The following is an 18,493-nucleotide window of genomic DNA, read 5'->3' on the forward strand; positions in this document are numbered from 1 at the left end:
ATGACCGAGGACACCTGCTCGCTCTGTGACCTCCCGACGCCGGACCCGCCGGTCACCGCCGAGGGCGTCCCGGGGTCGTTCTGCTGTCGGGGCTGTGCGGAGGTCGCCCGGACCCTCGGCGACGTCGAACGCGACCCGTCGGACCTCGACACGGGCCCCGAGGCCGACGACGTCGAGGGCGAGACGGCGTTCCTCGCGGTCGACGGGATGCACTGTGCGACCTGCGAGGCGTTCGTCGAGTCGCGCGCGGCGGGCCACGGGGGCGTACGGGCGGCCGAGGCCTCCTACGCCACCGGGATGGTCAGGCTGGTCTACGACGAGGATACACGCTCCGCGGAGGACCTCCCCGACGTCCTCTCGGGGACGGGCTACCGGGCGCGAGCGGTCACCGACGAGGCCGACGCCGAGGAGTCGACGGGCCGCCTCCTCGTCGGCGGGTTCTTCGGGATGATGACGATGCTCTGGTACGTGCTGTTCCTCTACCCCGCGTACGTCGGCTTCGAGGAGCTCCTCCTGTTCGACGTCCACGGGAGCGCGGGGCGGTACCTCCTCGGGAACGTCTGGCTGTTCGCCACCGTCGTCCTCGGCTACACCGGCTACCCGATCCTCCGCGGGGCGTACGTCTCGCTCCGGGCCGGTCGGCCGAACATGGACCTCCTGGTGGCGCTCGCGGCCGTGACGGCCTACGTCTACTCGACCGGGGTTCTCCTGACGGGCGGGATCGAGGTCTACTACGACGTGAGCGTCGTCATCGTCGTCGTGGTCACCGTCGGGACCCACTACGAGGAGCGGGTTCGAGAACGGGCGGCGGGTCACCTGACCGAACTGACCGAGGAGCGGGTCGACGAGGCCCGCCGTCGTCGCGACGGACGGACCGAGACGGTGTCCCTCGATGACCTGGAGTCGGGCGATGAACTCGTGATCCGTGCGGGAGAGCGGGTGCCCATCGACGGCGAAGTCGTGGAGGGAACCGGGGCGGTCGACGAGTCGCTCGTCACCGGCGAGTCCCTGCCCGTCCGGAAGGGCCCCGGGGACGAGGTCGTGGGCGGAGCGATGCTGGTGGACGGGGGCCTCGTCGTCGGGGTGGGCGAGGACGCGGCGAGCACGGCCGACCGCCTCGTGGCGACGCTCTGGTCCGTCCAGTCGTCCCGACCGGGGGCCCAGCGGCTCGCCGATCGGCTCGCGGCCGTATTCGTCCCGCTGGTCCTCCTGATCGCGCTCGCCGCGCTCGGGTACGCCCTCCTCCGCGGCGCGACCCCCTCCGGAGCCTTCCTCACGGCGCTCGCGGTGCTCGTGGTCTCCTGTCCCTGTGCGCTCGGGCTGGCGACGCCGCTCGCGGTCGCCGCGGGTGTCCGCGAGGCGCTCGCGCGGGGGATCGTCGTCACCTCCGGCGAGGTGTTCGAGCGGGCCGTCGAGACAGATACGGTCGTCCTCGACAAGACGGGAACGCTCACGACGGGCGCGATGGCCGTGAGCGCGGTCCACACGGGCGGCACGGAGGGGACGAGCGAACGGGAGGTACTCTCCCGTGCGGCGGCCGTCGAGGCGTTCGCCGAACACCCGGTAGGTCGGGCCATCGTCGATCGCGCCCCGCCGACCGACACGACGGTCGAGGGGTTCACGACCCACCCCGGTCGGGGCGTGAGCGCGAACGTCGACGGCGAGCGCGTCCTGGTGGGTCGCCCCGAACTCCTTGCCGCCGAGGGGTGGGTGATCCCCGACGTGCTGGCCGACCGCGCCGAGCGAGCCACCGGGTCAGGACGGGTCCCCGCGCTCGTCGGCTGGGGTGGCCGCGCCCGCGGGCTCGTGATCGCGGGCGACCGACCCCGCGAGGGCTGGGAGTCCGCCGTCGCGGATCTCGCGAGCGGGAGCCGCCGCGTCGTCGTCCTCACGGGCGACGAGGAGGCGGCCGCTCGCCCCTTCCGGGAGTCGCCACACGTCGACGAAGTGTTCGCGGGCGTCCCGCCCGAGGGGAAGGCGGCCGTCGTCGAGCGCCTGCGCGGGGAGGGGACGGTGGCGATGGTCGGCGACGGGTCGAACGACGCGCCCGCGCTCGCCGCCGCCGACCTCGGCATCGCCCTCGAATCCGGGACCCGTCTCGCCGCCGACGCGGCGGACGTCGTCGTCACCACCGGCGATCTCGCGACCGTCCCGTCGGCCTTCGAGCTGACTCGAACGGCGCGGCGGCGGGTCCGGACGAACCTCGCGTGGGCGTTCTGCTACAACGCCGTCGCCGTCCCGCTGGCGGCGCTCGGGCTCATCAACCCGCTGTTCGCGGCCGTCGCCATGGCCGCCTCGTCGCTGCTCGTCGTCGCCAACTCCGCCCGTCCCATGCGGGTCGACGACGACCCGACGCCCGCCTCCCGTCCGGGCTCGACGCCGCCCGCCCACGAGGTGACCGAGGCGTGAGCACCCGGGTTCGGGTCGGCCCCGTCGCGCTCCCTCGGACTCTCCTCCTCCGGGTCGGAGCGCTCCTGACGGTCGAACTCGCGCTGCTCGGGGCGTACCTCGCGCTCACGGGCTGGCAGGTGCTCGCGCCGCGCTACCTGCTCTACCCCCTCCTCTGGGTGACCGTCGGAGTTCTCGCGGTCGCCCGGACCGCACCCGTGGACGCTCCTCGCTCGTCGCGACTCGTCGCGGCCCTCCTCGCCGCCGTCTACCTGTCGATCCTTCTGTGGGCCGACGGCTCGGTGAGCCTCCGAGGAACTAGAATGGGGTTCCGCCTCGTGTGGCTCCCCCCCGGCTGGGGTCCCGCCGTCCTCTACGGCGGCGAGTCGGTCTCGCTCGCGCTGTTTCCCTACCGCGTCGTCGGGTACGCGGCGCTCTCGTACCTGCTGTACGCGACCGCCGCGACGGCATCGCGCGCGGCGCTCGGGGGGCTCGTCGGCCTCGTCTCCTGTGTCTCCTGTACGCTACCCGTGGCGGCCGCGTTCCTCTCCAGCGTGGCCGGGGGGGCGACCGCCGTCGCCGCCGCGGCGACCGTCTGGTCCTACGACCTCTCGACCGTCGTGTTCCTCCTCGCCGTCGCGCTGCTCTACTGGCGGCCGCTCGTCGGCGGGCGGCTCCGTTCGCTCGTCACCCGGCGGTAGCGACCGGGCGGCTCGCCGTACACGCTCCCCCGCAGCAGGAAGGAGTGACGCCTCGGACTCCTCGCGTCGTGCTCTCGCCCGCGCCTCGAACCGGTCCCTCCGAGTACCTCCGCCGTCGGTTCGGGATCGGAGACCGCGGGAGTCGTCTGCAGAACCCCCGTTTCCGGCGTTATCGAGGGCAGCCGTCGCTGGCCGTCGGGTGGGGCTTCCGATGCGAGCGAGACGGGCATCGATCTGTCGCTTCCCCGGAGCCCTCAGTCCTGTCCGCCAGTATCGACTGAGGGGGTCTGTATCGTCCCCGAATCACCACTCCCGGCGAGGAGTGACACGAGATCCGCCTCCGTCACCGGCCGCGCGGTCGTCTCTACCCCTGCACTGCGAGCCACGCGAACTGCACTCGGGGGGTGAATATCCGCTCCGTCCAGCAGCGCGTCGTCGTAGAAAACCTCCCGCGGGGTCCCACCCCCGACGACGTTGCCGTCGGCCATCACGCAGGTCCGTTCGGCGATCTCGGCGGCGAAGTCGAGGTCGTGCGTCGACAGGACGACGCTGATGCCCTCCCGGTGGATCTGCCGGATGCGGTCGGCGACCAGTCGGGACCGTGCCGGGTCGAGCCCCGCCAGCGGTTCGTCCAGCACGACGACGCTCGGCTCGAGGACGAGCACGCCAGCGAGGCCGACGAGGCGCTTCTCCCCGCCGCTCAGGTAGTGCGGGATCCGAGCTTCGAGGTGGCTCGCGTCGACGGTCAGAGCGCCTGCGACCTATCACCCAGCGAGGAGGTAGGCGGCGAAGACGACTCCCCCGAGGAGGGAGACGGGGACGAACCCGCCGACGGCGAGGACGGTCCCGAAGACAGCCGGCGAGTTCGGCCCACACGCCGGTCGCATACCCCCGGAGCGTCTCCGAGACGCCGGTATCGGTCTCGAGCGCCGCACCGGTCTCGGGGACGACCAGAACGACGACCGCCGCGACGAGGAACGCGAGGCCGAACAGGAGGAAGGGGACGTTCCAGCCGTAGCCGGCGAGGAGCGCGGCGACCGGCGGAACCACCGTGACCGCCGGCCGCGCTCGTCCGAAAGCCCTGTGCGGCCGATCCGTCGGCGGCCTCGAACGCGTCGCCGAGGACGACCACGGAGATGGGGAGGATGCCCGCGAACGCGAGCCCCTGGAGGGCGCGCAGCCCGAGGAGGGTGCGGAAATCGCCGACCGCGACCGTGGCGAGCCCGGCGGCCCCGAACAGCACGAGCGACGGGACGAGCACGCGCCGTCTGCCGTAGAGGTCGGCGAGCAGGCCCGTCACCGGGACGAACAGCACCCCCGGGACGGCGAAGGCGGTCATGACGAGGCCGATCCGGGCGTCGGAGACGCCGACGCCCTCCGCGATGTGCGGGAGGATCGGGGCCGGCACCTCGTAGCCGAACATCACCACGAACGCGACGAGCATCATCGCCAGCAGCGTCGGATCCCTGACCAGCGAACGGTAGGCGGCCGACCCCTCCCCCGTGTCGTCGGCGCTCATCTACCGACCCGTCACTCCGGGTCGGAGAGCGGGTCGAGCCGCCCGACACGGGGTCGGCGTCCGCGGGTCAGGTGACACCGAGTATCTCGCGGGCCTGTGCGGTCGAGGCGACGGGTCGACCGAGCTCCTCGGCGACTCGGACGATCCGCTCGACGAGCTGTGCGTTCGACTCGGCCGGCTCGCCGCGGCGGTAGTAGACGTTGTCCTCCAGCCCGACGCGGACGTGCCCGCCGAGCAGTATCGCCATCGTCGTCAGCGGGAGCTGGTGGGGGCCGAACCCGAGGACGTTGAACGGCGAGCCCTCGGGGAGCCCCTGGACGAGGTTGAGCAGGTTCCGCGGGTGTGGCGGCGAGGTCGTCCCGCCGCCGAAGATGATGTTGACGTAGGGCGGTTCCTCGATGATGTCCTCCTCCAGCAGCCGGTAGGTCTCGTTGAGGTGACCGTTGTTGAACACCTCGAGTTCGGGTGTGATGCCCCGCTCGCGCATCTCCCGGCCGAGTTCGTCGATCGTGTGACGGGTGTTCTCGCTCGTGAGGTGCTGGTACCTGTTGAGAGGACCCATGTCGAGGCTCGCCATCTCCGGGGCCGGGTCGGTCCGGAGCGACTGCCGTCGGGCCTCCAGTGGCGCGCCCGTCCCGCCGGTCGAGTTCTGTATCACCACGTCCTCGGTCGCCTCCCGGACCGCGTCGTTCACCTGCTGGAAGCGCTCGGTCTCGAACGAGCGCTCGCCGTTCGGCCGGCGGGCGTGGAGGTGGACGACGCTCGCGCCGGCCCGCTCGCAGGCGGCCGCCGCCCGGCCGATCTCCTCCGGCGTCTCGGGGATGTTCGGGTTCGCCTCCTTCCCGTGGACCCCACCCGTGAGCGCGACGGTCACCACCACGGGGTCACCGGCGAGGTAGCTCTCGTAGCTCACCGCTCGGCCTCCAGGTAGAACTCGCAGTCGGTCTCGAAGTCGAGGCCGTAACGCGTGTTGCAGACGTCGGCACGCATCGGCTGGACGAACGCCCCGACGGCGGTGCAGTACGCCCGTTCGCTCCCGAACTCGGCCTCGCCGTCCGCCTCGCGGTAGTCGAGGTGAGGACACTGGTCGTGGGCCATGGACGCCGGTCGCGGCCGGGGGGTGTAAGCCTACTCCTCGGGCGGTACCACTCCAGCTGGGCGTGGCGGGTCCGGCGGCCGTCTCACGGTCTCGGCGCGGCCCGCTGGCGCGCCACCTCCGCGACGTTGCCGCCGCAGTCGGCCACCCGCGACAGCGAATCCACGACGAGGCCGAGGTCGACCGCGCCGCCGCCCCCCGGGAGTTCGGTGTCGAGCGTTCGTGCCCGCTCCCGGACGGCCGCGTTCGCGTCGCCCGCCCGATCCGCCAGATATCTATGCGCGTAAATAGGCCTCCGGACGGGTCGGTACTACCGTGTCCGGCGCTCACTCGTGGTCGGCTTCGTCTCGATGGTGCCGCGTACGAGGTCCGTGTCGACCCCCTGGCTGGCCGCCTCCATCTCCTCGGTCAGCGACCGGTACCGAGACCGGAGGTTCGCGTACGCCGCCGAGTCGGCGAGCTCCCCGTCGGTCTTCGTGGCTTCGAGCGCGCCGATCTTCTGGGCGACGCGGAAGCGCTCCTCGAGCGCTCGCTCGTAGTCGTCGAGGGTGAGCAGCCGCTCGACGACGGCCCTGAGCTGACCGACGGTGACCGGCTTGGTCAGGTACGTGTCGAAGGGCATGGTCGCGATGTCCTCGTCCGGCTCGACCGCCGTCAGCATCGCCACCCGGCAGTCGTGGCCGCTCGCGCGGATCTCCTCCAGCACCTCGTCGCCCGACTGTCCGGGCATCCGTCGGTCGAGCAGGACGACGTCGACCGACTCGTCGAGCAGTGAGAGTCCCATCCTCCCGTCGGCGGCCACCTTCACCTCGGCCACGAACCGTTCGAGCATGTCCGCGTACATCTCTCGGATCGCCGTCTCGTCGTCGACGACCAGTACCGTCGCGGTTTCGGGAGGCACGTTCGTCCCCCGAATGCCGTCCCCGAGACATAACGGTTCGGACCGCTTCGATTCCGGTTACAGGGCTCGAACACCTCCGAAGCCGTGGTCTCCAGGCCCGTCGAGGCGGTCGGGATCGCGACCCGATCCGAGCGCGTTTTCCACCCGAGAGAACACCGGCCCGGTCTTATGTAGTCCCCCGACGGAGGAACGAGTGATGGGGGGAGACGGAGCGCGAATCGACGTCGGGCTGGGGGGTCCGACGGTGCTGATCGTGGACGACGACCGGGAGCTCGTCGACCTGTACGCGGCCCGGCTCGGCGACAGGTACGACGTCCTGACCGCGCACGGTGGCGAGGAGGCCATCGAGATCTTCCGGCGGGAGCGGCACGCGATCGACGCCGTCCTGCTGGACCAGCGGATGCCGGACCTCGACGGCGAGATGGTGCTGGTCTCTATCCGCGACGCGGGGTTCGACTGTCCGGCCGCGCTCGTGACGGGCGTCACTCCCGACTTCGACGTCCTCGGCCGGGGGTTCGACGACTACGTCCGGAAGCCGGTCGGGCGCGAGACGCTCCTGGCGACCGTCGAGGGGCTGCTCGAACGCGACAGCTACGACGCGCTGGTCCGCGAACTCTCCGCCAAGCGTGTCCGGCGGAACGTGCTCCGGGCCGAGAAGCACGCGGCCGAACTCGCGTCTAGCGAGCGGTTCGTCGGACTCGAACGCGACATCGAGCGGCTGGAGCGACGGCTCGAACGGGCCCGGGAGCGCGTCGAGGCAGATCGGAGTCGGCCGACTGCACCGGTGGCCTGACTGCCGCAGCCGAGGGCCTCGCCGCCAGCGTGATGATCCCCCGGGTCGACGTATCCTCGATGACACCCGACACGAACCGCCGGTGGCTGCTGGCGAGCCGTCCGACCGGGGAGCCCACACGGGAGGACTTCGAACTCGAGGAGAGCGACGTGTCCGAACCGGGACCGGGCGAGGTGCTCGTTCGTACCCGGTACCTGTCGGTCGACCCGTACATGCGCGGTCGGATGCGCGACGCCGACTCCTACGCCGACCCGTGGGGGATCGGCGAGCCCATGCGGGCCCGCTGTGTGGGCGAGGTCGTCGACTCCGAGTACGACGGGCTCGAGACGGGCGACGTCGTCGCGGGGAACCTCTACTGGGCGGAGTACGCGACGGTCGACGGGGATCGGGTTGAGCGAGTCGAGGTCGGCGACCTCCCGGTTTCGACGGCGCTCTCCGTCCTCGGGATGCCCGGTCGGACGGCCTACGTCGGGACGGTCGACGTCGGTCGGGTCGAGCCGGGCGACACGGTCGTCGTCTCGGCGGCCGCGGGCGCGGTCGGCTCGGTCGCCGGCCAGATCGCCCGTATCGCCGGGGGCCGGGTCGTCGGGATCACGGGGGCCGACGAGAAGGCCGACTGGCTGACCGACGAACTCGGGTTCGACGCCGCCGTGAACTACCGGACGGCCGGAGATCTCTCCGCCGCGGTCGCCGAGGCCTGTCCCCGTGGTGTGGACCTCTACTTCGAGAACGTCGGTGGGGAGGTGAGCGACGCGGTCACCGACCACCTGACGGACTACTCCCGTATCGCCGTCTGCGGGAAGATCGCCCTCTACAACCAGGAGGACGGCGACGTTCCGCGGGGACCGCGACGGCTCCACCAGCGCACCCGGACCCGCGTCGAGGGGTTCATCGTGAGCGATCACGCCCACCGTGCAGAGCACATCACCGACCGGCTCCGTCGCTGGGTATCCGAGGAGGAGGTGCGGTACCGCGAGACGGTCACCGAGGGGATCGAGAGCGCCCCGGAGGCGTTCCTGGGGCTGTTCGAGGGGACGAACGTCGGCAAACAGCTCGTCAGGGTGGCGTAGCACCCGACCGATCGGTTCCGCGGAGAAACGCTTTCGTGGGCCCCCCGGGTGGGGAGGACGATGAGCGACAGACTGGAACGGACGTTCGCGGACGCGCCGAGCAACTGGGGGAAGTGGGGCGAGGACGACGAGGTGGGTGCGGTGAACTACCTCGACCAGGAGCAGGTGCTCCGTGGGGTGCAGGCCGTCGAGCACGGCCGGACGTTCTCGCTCGGCGTCCCGATCGGCCACCCGGAGGGCGACCCGAAGACGCCGGGGCGACCCGACGCACAGCACTACATGCGCAGGGACCAGGGGCACTACGAGTCCGGCAAGGCCGAGGCCGAGCGGCCGAGCGCGGACGACGTGCTATTTTTGGCGATTCACGGGACGACCCACGTCGACGCGCTGGGGCACGCCTGGTACGGCGACGAACTCTACAACGGGTTCGACCCGGGAACGACGAAGGGGGGACTCGACCGCTGTAGCGTCGAGCCCATCGCCGAGCACGGGGTGGTAGGTCGCGGCGTCCTCCTGGACGTGGCGCGTCACCGCGGCGTCGACCACGTGGCGCGTGGCGAGCAGATCCCCCTCGAAGAACTGCTCGAGTGTGCGGACGAGCAGGGCGTCGAACTCGAACCGAGCGACGTGCTCGTCATCCGGACGGGGTGGCTCGAACGGTTCTACGCCGGCGAGCGCGAGGCGATTCGGGCGTTCGACGAGCCGGGGATCACCTACTCCGCCGACCTCGCCGACTGGTTCTACGAGATGGAGGTGCCGGCGTTCGCGACGGACACCCTCGCCAACGAGCGGACGTTCCCCGAGTCGGGGATCAGGCTCCCGCTCCACGCGACGTTCATCCGCGACCAGGGGATACTGCTGAACGAGATCACCCTGCTGGACGATCTGGCGGCCGACTGCGCCGAGGACGGCAAGTACGACTTCCTCTACACCTGCTCGCCGCTGAAGATCGTGCAGGCGACGGGCTCGCCGGTGAACCCGCTCGCGATCAAATAGCCCGGACTAGAGCTCCGCGACGGCCTCCATCGTGGCCCGCTTCTCCTCGATGGTCATCCCGTTGACGAACCCCACCCTGACCGCGTCGAGGCCGTCGACCTCGCCGTACTCGCGGAGGCGCTCTCGAACCTCCTCTGGCGTGCCGGCGGCGGCGAGATCGTCGAGCGCCTCGTCGGTGAGTGCCTCGGCCATCGCCGCCGTGTCCCGCTCGCTCCAGGCCTCGCGGATCTCGGCGACCATCTCGGGGTAGCCCTGCTCGGCCACCGAATCGCCGTAGTAGGGGCCGTACGCCCCGACGAGGAAGGCGATCGTCGACCGGACGGTCTCGCGGGCGTGCTCGCGGTCCTCGTCGGCGAACGCCCTGACGATGAGGCTCGTCCGTAGTTCCCCGGGATCCCGGCTCCCGAGTTCGGCTCCGCGGCGGAGGTCTTCGAGCCGTTCCTCGAGCGCGTCGACGGTGAACAGCTGGGGGACCCACCCGTCCGCGAACCTGCCCGCCAGTTCGGTGGCCTTGGGGCCGAGGGTGGCGGCGTCGATCGGCGGAGGGTTCTCGGGGACCGAGCGGTCGTAATTCAGGCCGTCGATGTCGAACACCTCGCCGTGGTACTCGGGGTTGCCGTTCTCGTAGACCGCCCTGATGATCTCGATCGTCTCGCGGAGGCGGCGCAGCGGCCGTTCGAAGGCCACTCCGTGCCACCGCTCGGTGATCGCCGGCGAGGACGGCCCGAGGCCGAGGCGATACCGTCCGTCGGAGATGTCGTGGAGCGTGAGCGCGGTCTGTGCGAGCATCGCCGGCGACCGGCCGTATGGGGAGAAGACGTCGTCCGAGAGGCCGATCTCGTCGGTTCGGTCGGCGACCACCGCGAGTATCGTCGCCAGGTTCCAGCCGGTCGCCTCGCCCATCGAGAAGCGGTCGAACCCCAGCCCCTCCGCGTGGACGGCGAGGTCGGCGACCGAGCCCGGAGTGTCGTGCTCGGGTGTGCTCGCGATGACGTCGATGTCGAACTCCCGGGTCATGTACCCGGGTGAGCCGGGGTGGACTAATACGTTCGGGGGTGCGTGCCGGTAGCGTCGCTATCCGCTGGAAAGCGAACGGAGAATGTGAGTGTGAGCCGCGAACCCCGGCTGTGGGGACGTGCGGCCCGTGAGCCAGCCTCAGTGTACGTAGAGACCGTGGTCGTCTCGTGCGTGTGCGAGGAGGTCCTCGGTCATGTCGAAGCTCTCTCCACAGCTACACCGGTGGTGGGATGGCCGAGGGGTCTGGCGTGTAGCCATACTCGATCGTGGACGACCGAGAATATAATAGTTTCTCACCCGCGCCTCGTACCCACGCGGTACCGTGTGACGGCCGTCGGTCGGATCGCACGAGCGAGGTCGTGATCTCGATCCCGGGCGGTCGCGCGCCGTATGAGGATTCGTCGCCGGCCCTGCCCCGTCGATCATCGCCTGGAATCGGCGGGATGCACGGACCGAGCCGGACGACGTTGCTCACCTGCGAGTAGGAGTGAAGGTCCGGATGAGTGGGAGTCGTATTTCCGACCGTCGACACCATCGCATCGAGTGGACGGGTTCGTTCGGTTCCTCTCACGAGATCCCTGAAGGAAGGAAGTCTCGAAACCGGACGACGTATTCGGCTACCCGATCGAGCGGCCGCCCGTTCGGGTGTGTAACTCAAGCATACCGGACCGCGCGCGAGCGGTAAGTCGACACCTGCAACCCGTTATTGCGCGCTGGTAAACACTTCACTACCCACCCCCCTGGGATGATATTCCTTGTCACAATATTAACCCAGAACGGTTTCTCAGGCCTCCAGGAAGCCATTATCATATTCTGAAAACACCGATATGCACTCGTTTCAGTGACGGCAATACTCCCGACCGGATAGTAACATACGATTAACTATTCCCGTAGAGGTGTAGGGTGGATCCATGCGAACTGGGGAGAGCGACGAAACGAGTGGGGACCACCTCGACTCGGATGAGGACAGGACCCGTAGCGCAGATGGGGGTGGGAGTACGATCGCGGACGGCGGAGGTGCGACCGCCAGCTCCGTCAACGGTTCGTTCGCCGAGAGGCGGAGTACGACGGAGGCGGACACCTCGATCCTCGAGGGAGAGACGACAGTCGCGTCGGACGCGGATACGGACATCCTCGTTACCGCGGACGACGAGGCCACGCCGGTCGTGAGCGTCGTCATGCCGACGATGAACGAGGAGGAGGGCATCAGCGAGTGCATCGACCGCATCATCGAGGGTGCGAGCGCGCTCGGCCTCCCGACGGAGATCGTCGTGAGCGACTCCTCGTCCGACCGGACGCCGGAGATCGCTCGCGAACGGGGTGCGCGTGTCATCACCCCCGACAAGCCCGGATACGGCTACGCCTATCGGTACGCGTTCGCACGGGTCCGTGGCGACTACGTCGTGATGGGCGATGCGGACACCACGTACGACTTCTCGGAGCTACCGCGCCTGTTCAAGCCGATACTCGACGGGGAAGCGGACATGGTCATGGGAAGCCGTCTGGAGGGTGAGATCCTCCCTGGAGCGATGCCGCCGCTCCACCAGTACGTCGGGAACCCGCTGCTGACGAAGTTCCTCAACGTCTTCTACGGCGCGGGCGTCTCCGACGCCCACAGCGGGTTCCGCGTGTTCCGTGCCGACCTGCTCGACGAACTCGATCTCAGGACGGACGGCATGGAGTTCGCCAGCGAGATGGTGATGGACGCGAGCGCCCGCGGGTTCGAGATCGCCGAGGTGCCGATCACCTACCACGAGCGCAAGGGGGAGGCGACCCTCGAGAGCTTCCGTGACGGGTGGCGACACGTCCGGTTCATGCTGATGAACGCGCCGGGATACCTCTTCTCGATCCCGGGGGTACTGATGGTGCTCCTCGGCGGGTTCATGATGGGCCTGTCGGCGTTCGGGGTACAGCCCGGCGGCGTCAACTTTGGCATCCACACGATGATCGCGGGGAGCCTGCTCGTGGTCGTCGGCTACCAGACGGCGGTCCTCTCGCTGTTCTCGACGGTCGCGGCCGACCCTATCCGGGTACCGACCGACCCGCTGACGCGGTGGATACAGGGCAACTTCAGGCTCGAACAGGGAGCGACCATCGGGCTGGGGATGTTCGCCGTCGGTGCCGCCTACGGGAGCTACCTGCTGTACGGGTGGATCACGAGCGGCTACGGAGCCGTCCCGTTCGGCGCGGTGAACATGGTCGCGTTCACGCTCGTCGTCGTGGGGCTCGAGACGGTGTTCGCCTCGTTCCACCTGAGTGCGCTCGCGGACGCGCGGAACTACTCCGACGCGGGACTCGCAGTCGACGAGGAGGCGGGGTGAGATAACGTGCGTATCGCGTACGTCTACGACGCCGTCCACCCCTGGGTAACGGGCGGGGTGGAGAAACGGCTCTGGGAGCTCTCGACCCGGCTCGCCGAGGATCACGACGTCCACTGGTTCGGACTCAAGTACTGGGACGGACCCGCGGTCCGCGAGGAGTCGGGCGTGACGCTCCACGGCGTCGACGACCCGCCCGCCGACCTCTACACCGACGGCCGTCGCTCGATCCCCGAGGCGCTGTCGTTCGCGGGGAAGGTCGCCCGACCCCTGGCGAACGAGGAGTTCGACGTCATCGACTGCCAGGAGTTCCCCTACTTCCCGGCGTTCTCGGTGAAGCTCGCCTCCATGCTCGACGACTCGACGATGTTCCTCACCTGGCACGAGGTCTGGGACGAGTACTGGTACGAGTACCTGGGCCGGATGGGGATCGCAGGGCGGCTCGTCGAACGGATCTCGAGCCGACTCCCGGACGCCCACATCGCGGTCTCGGAGCGGACCAGCCGCGACCTCGAATCACTCGGTGTCAAAGACGCCGCGCTCGTCCCGAACGGAATCTCGCTCGAGACCATCGAGGGGGTTCAGCCCGCCGACGAGCCGCTCGACGTGCTGTTCGTCGGCCGGTTCATCAAGGAGAAGAACCCCCGACTCCTCGTCGAGGCGCTCGCCGAACTCGACCGGCCGGTCTCGGCGACCCTCGTCGGCGAGGGGCCGGAGTACGAGGACGTCAGGCGGCGGGCCGACGAACTCGGCGTCGAGGTCTCGATGCCTGGGTTCCTCGAGTCGTACGAGGACGTGCTCGGGGCGATGAAGGCCGCCGACAGCTTCGTCCTGCCGTCCCGCCGCGAAGGGTTCGGCATCACGGCTCTGGAGGCCCTCGCCTGTGGGACGCCCGTCGTCACCCTGGACCACCCCCAGAACGCCGCTCGCGACCTCGTCACCGACGGCGTCACGGGTGCGGTCTGCGAGGCGACCCCGGCGGCACTCGCGGCGGGCATCGAGCGCTCGCGGGGCCTCGGTGCCGCCGAGTGTCGGGCCGCGGCCCAGCCCTACGACTGGGACCGGATCGCGGAGCGCGTTGAGCGCGTCTACAGACACCGCGACGGCCTGTCGACGACCTACTACGAGCCGGACCTCCTGACCTACAACACCGACACGGTCTGATCGGACCCGGCCCACCGCTACTCCCCTCTCCTGTGGCTGCGATTCGACGAGAGGTAAAGAGACGAGAGACGATCGCCCTCGCGAACGAACCTCGTCGATCCGAGAGATCGATCGGTCAGCCGTCGTGCTACCCACCCCAGGGCCCGGTCCGATCCCGCACGTGTGCCACGCCGGATCGACCGGGACGGAACGGGGAGACGATCGGGGCAGTTCGGCCGTCGGGGAACGGGGCGCTCGACAGGCCCGGCCTGCCGGAACGCATTTCGCGGTCACCCCCGACGTCGGGGTATGGACCCTGTCGTGCTCGTCACGGGCGGGAGCAGCGGGATCGGTCGGTCGCTGGTGGAGCACCTCGCCGGCGACTATCGGGTGGTCACGGTGGCCCGACGTATCGAGCGGATGCGCGAGCGGTACGCCGACGAACCGTCGGTGACGCCGCACGAGCTCGACCTCTCGGACACCGAGGCGGTCGTCTCGACGATGCGCGCGCTCCTCGAGGAGTACGGCCACGTGCCGTACGTGATCAACAACGCGGGAGTGGGCCCGAGTGCCCGAACCACGGAGGCGACCCCGGAGGCCCTCGAACGCGCGATGCAGGTCAACGCCTTCGCGCCGGTGTACGTCATGCGCGAGCTGCTGCCCGCGATGTGCGAGCACGGGTTCGGGCGGATCGTCAACGTGACCTCCGGTGCGGCGCTCGAGTGTCCGACCGGTGCCGGCCCCTACAGCGCGTCGAAGGCCGCGCTCAACACCTTCACCGTCACCGCGGCGCGGGAACACGCCGACGAGAACGTCCGGATCAACCTGATGAGCCCGGGCCCCTGCCGGACGGAGATGGCCCCCGACGCCCCCCTGGAGCCGTCGGCCTGTCACCCGACGGTCGACTACCTGCTCGACCTCGACGCGGACGGACCCACGGGGCGGTTCTTCTGGCTCGGCCACGAGGTGCCGCTGTTCCCCGACCTCGGGGACATCGTGTGGGAGGAGGGCGATCCCGGCGAAAAGCTCGATCCCGTGCTCTGAGGCCATAATCGAGGGGATCGAGCGACGTACGACTTCGGTTCGGATGCCCGACCGTAGAGTTTTATCGCCGGAGGTCGGAGTCGTCGCCGGAGATGGCGATCGATCCGGCCGACTACGACGTCGTGGAGCTCCGCGGACTGGCTCTGGACGGGAGCCGTCGTTCGGACCGACTCTCGCCGGGACGGGCCGGCCGGAGGAGCGAACCCCTGGGAGACCTCGCCGAACACGACCGTCGGTCGGCGTGGCTCGGATCGCACGAGGAGCGACACAAGCCGTACCTCCGTCGCATCCCCCGCGAGCGCGCCCTCCGGGAGGCGCTCCGCGAGTGGCTCCAGCGTCTCGTCGACCGGGCCGGTCCGCGCGGGGCGGCCGACGCGCTCGGTCACTACGAGCGTCTGGGCTGGATCACGGAGTCGGTCGAGACGGAACTCCGTGCGACCCTCCCCGATCCCGACCGGTACCCCGACGCCTGGGCGGGTGGCTCCGTCGACGATCTGACCCGGCTCGACCACGTCCGGGGCCTCTCGGTCATCTCGCTCGCACAGCTCGGGGCCGACGGGGAGCGGCTGGCCGACGAGCGACCCGCCGACACCGCGACCCACCCCCCCTCCCGCGAACGAACGACGATCCCGCCGAGGGGACGACCGCCCTGAGCGCGTTCGTTCTCGGCCGTCCGTAGAGCGCGGATCCGAAGCGGGCGACTCCGACGGGGCTTTACGCTCCCGACGAGGTGTTCGGATGTGGAGCCCGACGAGATCCGCCGCCAGTGGGCCGAGCGGTCCGGGGAGTTCTCCCCCGACTACTACGCGTACTACGGCCCGGACGGGAGGAGCGACCGGATCCTCGACCTCCTCGGTCGCTATCTCGACCGGAGCGCGAGCGTCCTCGAACTCGGTTGCAGTTCGGGTCGCCACCTGTCGCATCTCTACGACCACGGCTTCGAGGACCTCTCGGGGATCGACGTCAACGCCGAGGCGTTCGAGGTGATGGCGTCGGCGTACCCCGACCTCGCCGACGCGGGGACCTTCTACGCGAGCACCATCGAGGATGTCGTCGGCGACTTCGAAGACGACCGGTTCGACGCGGTCTACTCGGTCCAGACCCTCCAGCACGTCCACCCCGACGCCGCGTGGGTCTTCGAGGAGCTGGTTCGGATCACCGACGACCTCCTCGTCACCGTCGAGGTGGAGAACGGAAACGACGGAGCGGGCGGGAGTGACCGGGGGAACCGGAGCGGGTCGGAGAGTGGGAGCGAGAACGGGGACGGCGGCGACCTCACGGCGGGTGTCGAGGTGAACTACGTCCGTGAGGGGGTACCGCTCTACTACCGCGACTGGAACCGGGTGTTCACCGACCTGGGCCTGGTCGAGGTCGAGCGGGACGAGGTGGGGTGCGACACCCTGCGAGCGTTCCGCCGCGGCTGACGCCGGCCGAACGACACCACTCGCCGGAGGGGACGGCCCACGAGCCCTTCTCCTCCCGGTCCCGGTGCAAGCCGAGGATACTTGCCGGCCGCTTTCGTGTGCCGACGAAAATGGACGGGGACTTCGCTCCACTCCGGGACTACGGCGTCGTCGGGAACCTGGAGACGTGTGCGCTGATCCGTCGTGACGGCTCGGTCGACTGGTGCTGTCTACCGTACGTCGACTCGCCGAGCGTCTTCGGTTCTCTGCTCGATCCCGCCGAGGGCGGTCGGTTCGCGATCCAGCCGGAGGGGTCGTTCGAGGCGACACAGGCGTACGTCGACGGGACGAACGTCCTCGAGACGACGTTCGAGACCGACTCCGGGACGGTGACGGTGACGGACTTCATGCCCGTCCTCGAGGAGGATCTCGTCGAAGAGCCCCAGCTACGTGGGCTCTACCGGAAAGTGTCGTGTACGGAGGGGTCGCTCGACCTGAGCGTGGAGTTCTCCCCCCGGTTCGACTACGCCCGCTCGGAGACGACGGTCGACCGTATCTCGGATGGCGTCGTCGCGACGAACGACCGCCGGCAGATCAACCTGGTCAGCCCGATCGACCTCCGGGTGGTCGACGGGGTCGGGAACGGGGACACCGCCCGGGGAGGCGCGAGCCTGACCGCCGGCGACGAACACTGGTTCCTCCTGCGGTACACCATGCAGGCCCCCTCCGGACCCGAGGAGTGCGAGCGTCTGCTCTCCGAGACCGTCGACTACTGGCGCGAGTGGGCCCACTCCTGTGACGAGTCGGAGTGTCTCTTCGGCGGGACGGGACACGACCTGGTGGTCCGCTCGGAACTCCTGCTCAAACTGCTGAACTACCGGGAGACCGGCGGGCTCATCGCCGCCCCGACGACCTCGTTGCCGGAGGACCCCGGCGGGGTCAGGAACTGGGACTACCGGTTCAGCTGGGTGCGCGACGGGGCCTGGACCGTCCGGGCGTTCACCAACCTGGGTCACACGGACGAGGCCGAGGAGTACGTCCACCGCTTCCTCGAACGCGCACAGGAGGGTGACGACGTGGAGTTCCAGCCGCTGTTCGGTATCGAGGGCGAGACCGATCTCGAAGGAGAGGAGGAACTCGACCACCTGCGGGGCTACCGGGACTCCACGCCGGTCCGGATCGGGAACGAGGCCGCCGACCAGCAGCAGCTCGACGTCTACGGCGACCTCGTCCTCGGCATCTACCAGCGGCTCTGGTCGGTCGAGGAGGTGCCCGACGAGGACTGGGTCACGGTCCGGAATATCGCCGACTACGTCTGTGAACACTGGAACGAGAGGGACGTCGGGATCTGGGAGCTCCGCGGCGAACCCCGACACCTCGTCCACTCGAAGGTGATGTGCTGGGTTGCGCTCGACCGTGCGATAGAGCTGGCCGATCACGAGGGGTTCGACGCGCCGTTCGACCGGTGGGAGGGGACACGCGAGGAGATCAGGTCGACCGTGATCGAGCGGGGGTTCGACGAGGAGCTGAACAGTTTCACCCAGTCGTTCGAGGGCGATGCGCTCGACGCGACCGCGCTGTTGATCCCCCTCACCGGGTTCCTCCCACCCGACGACGACCGGATCGAGGGGACCATCGAGGCGGTACGGGAACATCTCGCCACCGACGAGGGACTCGTCTACCGCTACGAGGACGACGGTCTCCCCGGCGACGAGGGGGCGTTCGTCCTCTGTTCGTTCTGGCTCGTCGACGCCCTCACCATGGCGGGGCGGACCGACGAGGCCTGGGAGGTCTTCGAGAACGTGCTGGAGTACGCGAGCCCGCTCGGGTTGCTCTCCGAGGAGATCGACCCCGAGACGGGCGAACTGCTGGGGAACTTCCCGCAGGGGTTCAGCCACCTCGGGCTGCTCAACAGCGCGCTCTACCTCCGCGAGGCCGAGTACGACTGGGCCGAGGTCGGTCCGATCGGCACGCCGACGCTCAGACAGGAGGACAGGCCGGCCGAGATCGAGTCCGGCGAGGACTGACTGGAACGTACTACCCTGCCGATTCCCCTTTTCCCCTTCTCCCCGTTCCCGTCGCTATCCGATCGGCGTCGAAAGCG

General features: G+C 69.6%; 16 protein-coding genes and 1 pseudogene. 11 read left to right on the forward strand and 6 right to left on the reverse strand.

Going from position 1 to position 18,493, the window contains the following annotated elements; all coding sequences use genetic code 11:
- Both WDJ58_RS20295 and WDJ58_RS20300 read left to right on the forward strand, forming a co-directional pair.
- Positions 1 to 2,409 carry a heavy metal translocating P-type ATPase gene (locus WDJ58_RS20295; RefSeq protein ID WP_338915132.1) on the forward strand — a complete coding sequence of 803 codons (2,409 nt, stop codon included), beginning with the start codon at positions 1 to 3 and terminating at the stop codon, positions 2,407 to 2,409.
- Positions 2,406 to 3,089 (forward strand): DUF7546 family protein, encoded by a 684-nt coding sequence (locus tag WDJ58_RS20300; protein WP_338915133.1) that lies wholly within the window; start codon positions 2,406 to 2,408, stop codon positions 3,087 to 3,089. Before WDJ58_RS20295 ends, WDJ58_RS20300 begins: the two co-directional genes overlap by 4 nt.
- 254 nt (positions 3,090 to 3,343) lie before the next feature.
- On the opposite strand, the pseudogene WDJ58_RS20305 reads toward WDJ58_RS20300, so the two are convergent.
- The 5 genes and pseudogenes from WDJ58_RS20305 to WDJ58_RS20325 form a co-directional block, all read right to left on the reverse strand.
- A pseudogene (locus tag WDJ58_RS20305) lies at positions 3,344 to 3,835 on the reverse strand (energy-coupling factor ABC transporter ATP-binding protein); the annotation flags it as partial.
- Positions 3,835 to 4,608: an MFS transporter gene (locus WDJ58_RS20310; RefSeq protein WP_338915134.1), complete on the reverse strand. Its 774-nt coding sequence runs from the start codon at positions 4,606 to 4,608 to the stop codon at positions 3,835 to 3,837. The gene WDJ58_RS20310 and the pseudogene WDJ58_RS20305, both read right to left, overlap by 1 nt.
- 67 nt (positions 4,609 to 4,675) lie before the next feature.
- Positions 4,676 to 5,521: a 3-keto-5-aminohexanoate cleavage protein gene (locus WDJ58_RS20315; RefSeq protein WP_338915135.1), complete on the reverse strand. Its 846-nt coding sequence runs from the start codon at positions 5,519 to 5,521 to the stop codon at positions 4,676 to 4,678.
- Positions 5,518 to 5,706, reverse strand: a complete 189-nt coding sequence (locus WDJ58_RS20320) for a hypothetical protein (protein ID WP_338915136.1) — start codon at positions 5,704 to 5,706, stop codon at positions 5,518 to 5,520. The genes WDJ58_RS20315 and WDJ58_RS20320 overlap by 4 nt, the downstream gene beginning before the upstream one ends.
- A 308-nt stretch (positions 5,707 to 6,014) precedes the next feature.
- The gene (locus WDJ58_RS20325; protein ID WP_338915137.1) at positions 6,015 to 6,605 is read right to left on the reverse strand and encodes a response regulator; all 591 of its coding nucleotides are present in this window, start codon (positions 6,603 to 6,605) and stop codon (positions 6,015 to 6,017) included.
- A gap of 196 nt (positions 6,606 to 6,801) precedes the next feature.
- Here WDJ58_RS20325 and WDJ58_RS20330 point away from each other — a divergent pair, with 196 nt between their 5' ends.
- Genes WDJ58_RS20330 through WDJ58_RS20340 form a run of 3 tightly spaced genes read left to right on the forward strand, consistent with a single transcriptional unit; the run spans position 6,802 to position 9,464 of the window.
- Positions 6,802 to 7,398, forward strand: coding sequence for a response regulator transcription factor (locus tag WDJ58_RS20330; RefSeq protein WP_338915138.1), 597 nt, complete (start codon positions 6,802 to 6,804; stop codon positions 7,396 to 7,398).
- A 59-nt stretch (positions 7,399 to 7,457) separates the two neighbouring features.
- Positions 7,458 to 8,468 (forward strand): NADP-dependent oxidoreductase, encoded by a 1,011-nt coding sequence (locus WDJ58_RS20335; RefSeq protein ID WP_338915139.1) that lies wholly within the window; start codon positions 7,458 to 7,460, stop codon positions 8,466 to 8,468.
- 60 nt (positions 8,469 to 8,528) lie between these two features.
- Entirely contained in the window at positions 8,529 to 9,464 is a 936-nt protein-coding gene (locus WDJ58_RS20340) for a cyclase family protein (RefSeq protein ID WP_338915140.1), read from the forward strand.
- A gap of 6 nt (positions 9,465 to 9,470) precedes the next feature.
- Here WDJ58_RS20340 and WDJ58_RS20345 read toward each other — a convergent pair whose 3' ends face one another.
- Positions 9,471 to 10,481 (reverse strand): TIGR04024 family LLM class F420-dependent oxidoreductase, encoded by a 1,011-nt coding sequence (locus WDJ58_RS20345; RefSeq protein ID WP_338915141.1) that lies wholly within the window; start codon positions 10,479 to 10,481, stop codon positions 9,471 to 9,473.
- 911 nt (positions 10,482 to 11,392) lie between these two features.
- Here WDJ58_RS20345 and WDJ58_RS20350 point away from each other — a divergent pair.
- The 6 genes from WDJ58_RS20350 (at position 11,393) to WDJ58_RS20375 (ending at position 18,416) form a co-directional block, all read left to right on the forward strand.
- Positions 11,393 to 12,802 carry a glycosyltransferase family 2 protein gene (locus WDJ58_RS20350; RefSeq protein WP_338915142.1) on the forward strand — a complete coding sequence of 470 codons (1,410 nt, stop codon included), beginning with the start codon at positions 11,393 to 11,395 and terminating at the stop codon, positions 12,800 to 12,802.
- A gap of 6 nt (positions 12,803 to 12,808) precedes the next feature.
- Positions 12,809 to 13,963, forward strand: coding sequence for a glycosyltransferase family 4 protein (locus tag WDJ58_RS20355; protein ID WP_338915143.1), 1,155 nt, complete (start codon positions 12,809 to 12,811; stop codon positions 13,961 to 13,963).
- Positions 13,964 to 14,251: 288 nt separating this feature from the next.
- Positions 14,252 to 14,986 carry an SDR family NAD(P)-dependent oxidoreductase gene (locus WDJ58_RS20360; protein WP_338915144.1) on the forward strand — a complete coding sequence of 245 codons (735 nt, stop codon included), beginning with the start codon at positions 14,252 to 14,254 and terminating at the stop codon, positions 14,984 to 14,986.
- A 92-nt stretch (positions 14,987 to 15,078) separates the two neighbouring features.
- On the forward strand, positions 15,079 to 15,639 hold the full coding sequence (locus WDJ58_RS20365; protein WP_338915145.1) for a FlaD/FlaE family flagellar protein: 561 nt from the start codon (positions 15,079 to 15,081) through the stop codon (positions 15,637 to 15,639).
- 87 nt (positions 15,640 to 15,726) lie between these two features.
- Complete coding sequence (locus WDJ58_RS20370; protein WP_338915146.1) at positions 15,727 to 16,410, forward strand: class I SAM-dependent methyltransferase; 684 nt, start codon at positions 15,727 to 15,729, stop codon at positions 16,408 to 16,410.
- 110 nt (positions 16,411 to 16,520) lie between these two features.
- A complete protein-coding gene (locus tag WDJ58_RS20375) occupies positions 16,521 to 18,416 on the forward strand; it encodes a glycoside hydrolase family 15 protein (RefSeq protein ID WP_338915147.1) in 1,896 nt (631 codons plus the stop codon).
- Positions 18,417 to 18,493: the final 77 nt, after the last annotated feature.

Source organism: Salinirubellus litoreus (assembly GCF_037335815.1).
GTDB lineage: Archaea > Halobacteriota > Halobacteria > Halobacteriales > Haloarculaceae > Salinirubellus > Salinirubellus litoreus.